This is a genomic window from Promicromonospora kroppenstedtii DSM 19349, assembly GCF_000515355.1.
In the GTDB taxonomy this organism is placed as follows: Bacteria; Actinomycetota; Actinomycetes; order Actinomycetales; family Cellulomonadaceae; genus Promicromonospora; species Promicromonospora kroppenstedtii.
This window is the reverse complement of sequence record NZ_KI911618.1, coordinates 1-2,074: the sequence shown is the minus strand read 5'-3', so window position 1 is coordinate 2,074 and position 2,074 is coordinate 1. Positions and strand designations below refer to the sequence as shown.

Here is a 2,074-nt window from a genome sequence, read left to right as displayed (position 1 = left end):
CCCGGCGTCCGGCCGCGACGGCGCCAGCTCCTCGCCGTACGGCGGGCCACCGTCGCTCCCGGCGCCACCACGGAGGTCGCCTTCGAGCTCGGCCTGGACGAGCTCGGGTCCTGGGCCACCGGCGCGCCGGAAGCGGCGCCGGTCACGCTCAGCGTGTGGTGCACGCCGGAACCGGACCCGCCCGCCCACGCCCTGCCGGTCCGCGTGACCGACCAGAACGGAGCCACCCCGTGGGAGCGATGACACGAACCGAGCTCGACCCCGCGATCACGGCGGTCCTGACCGACGCCGCCGAGCGGGTGCGCGCCACCTCCGGGGCTCGCGTGGGCGACATGGTCGAGGCCGCGCTGCTGCGCACCCTGACCGACACCGTGACCATGGGCGACGACGGCACGGCGTTCGTCATCACGGGCGACATCCCGGCCATGTGGATGCGGGACTCGACCACCCAGCTCACGCCGTACCTGCGGTTCCTCGCCTCGTGCCCGCCGCTGGCCGACCTCGTGGCGGCCGTGGTGCGCCGTCAGCTCGCGAGCCTGGACCACGACCCGTACGCGAACGCCTTCAACGACGGACCGACGGGCGCGCACTACGACCCGGACGACGTCTGCGAGGACCCGAACGTCTGGGAGCAGAAGTACGAGATCGACAGCCTGGCCTACCCCGTCACGCTGGCGCACACGCTGTGGCGGACCACGGGCCGCACCGACGTGTTCGACGAGCGTGCCCACCGGGTGCTGACCACGATCGTGGCGCAGCTCCGCACCGAGCAGGACCACGACGCCTCGCCCTACCGGTTCGAGCGGGAGACCGACATCCCGACCGAGACGCTTGCGCGCGAGGGCCGGGGCACCGCCGTCGGGCGCACGGGCATGACGTGGAGCGGGTTCCGCCCGTCGGACGACGCCTGTACGTACGGCTACAACGTGCCGGCCAACCTGTTCGCGGCGCAGGCGCTGCTCGCCGTGGCGGAGATCGCGGCCGAGGTGCTCGACGACGCGGCCCTGGCCGCCGACGCGCGGGCGCTGTCCGGCGAGCTCGTCGCGGGTGTCGCGGAGTTCGGCGTGGTCGAGGGACCGGACGGCGCGCGCGTCTACGCCTACGAGGTGGACGGGCTCGGCGCCGCGCTCCTGATGGACGACGCCAACACCCCGTCGCTACTGTCGCTGCCGCTGAACGCGCCGGGCGTGCTCGACGCGGAGGTGTGGCGCGCGACGCGCGAGCTGGTGCTCAGCCCCGCCAACCCGTACTACGTGACCGGCACGGCGGCGCGCGGCATCGGCAGCCCGCACACCAGGCCGGGCCGGGTCTGGCCGATCGCGCTGGCCGTCGAGGCACTCACCGGCACCCCGGAGGACAGGGTGCGGATCCTCGACGTGCTCACCCGGACGGACGGCGGCACCGGCCGCATGCACGAGTCGTTCGACGCGTCCGATCCGGCCGCGTACTCGCGGCCGTGGTTCTCCTGGGCTGACTCGATGTTCTGCGAGGTCGCGCTGGTGGTCGCGGAGGAGTCCGCGGGCTGAGTCAGCACGCCGTCCGGGGCGTGTCGGGCGGGATCAGGCCGAGCTGGCCCGCCTTCGCGAGGGCGCTGGTACGGCTGGACACGTTGAGCTTGCGGTAGACCTTGCGCACCTGGGTGCGCACGGTGTTGACCGAGACGCCGTGGTCAGCGGCGATACGTACAGCGCTGTCACCCGCGGCCAGCCCGGCCAGCACCGCCCGCTCGCGCCGGGTCAGCAGCACGATCGGGCCGGAGGTGGGGTGCCGCGCGTCGTCGAGGGCGCGGGTCATCCCCAGGCCCCGGGGATCGGTGCCGGTCCGGCGGCACAGCTCCAGCACCTCGTCCCGCGGGAACAGCGCGAACGGCGCGAGCAGCCCCTGCCGGCCGAGCTCGACGGCGTGCAGGAACCGCGCCCGCGCCTCGTCGAGCTCACCGGAGCGCAGGTGCACCACGGCGATGACGAGCTGGAGCTCCAGCGCGTCGCGCGGGGTCACCCCGGCGTCGCGCATCGCCCGCCCGGCGACCGTCAGCGCGCCGTCGGAGTCACCGGCCAGCAGCCGGACCCGGGCC

Annotated in this window: 2 protein-coding genes and 1 pseudogene; 2 read left to right on the top strand and 1 reads right to left on the bottom strand. The window is 74.5% G+C overall.

Features of this window, described 5'->3' with window-relative positions; translation table 11 throughout:
* Positions 1-243, top strand: a pseudogene (locus tag PROKR_RS33890) (glycoside hydrolase family 3 protein); the annotation flags it as partial.
* Complete coding sequence (locus PROKR_RS04530; RefSeq protein WP_036959985.1) at positions 240-1,526, top strand: glycoside hydrolase family 125 protein; 1,287 nt, start codon at positions 240-242, stop codon at positions 1,524-1,526. The pseudogene PROKR_RS33890 and the gene PROKR_RS04530, both read left to right, overlap by 4 nt.
* Position 1,527: 1 nt before the next feature.
* On the opposite strand, the gene PROKR_RS04525 is transcribed toward PROKR_RS04530, so the two are convergent.
* Positions 1,528-2,074 (bottom strand): helix-turn-helix transcriptional regulator (locus tag PROKR_RS04525; protein WP_036959984.1); only part of this gene is annotated, 547 nt, incomplete at its 5' end.

Coding starts and splice junctions, on each gene's coding strand:
- PROKR_RS04530 (WP_036959985.1), top strand. CDS start 240: ATGACACGAACCGAGCTCGACCCCGCGATCACGGCGGTCCTGACCGAC.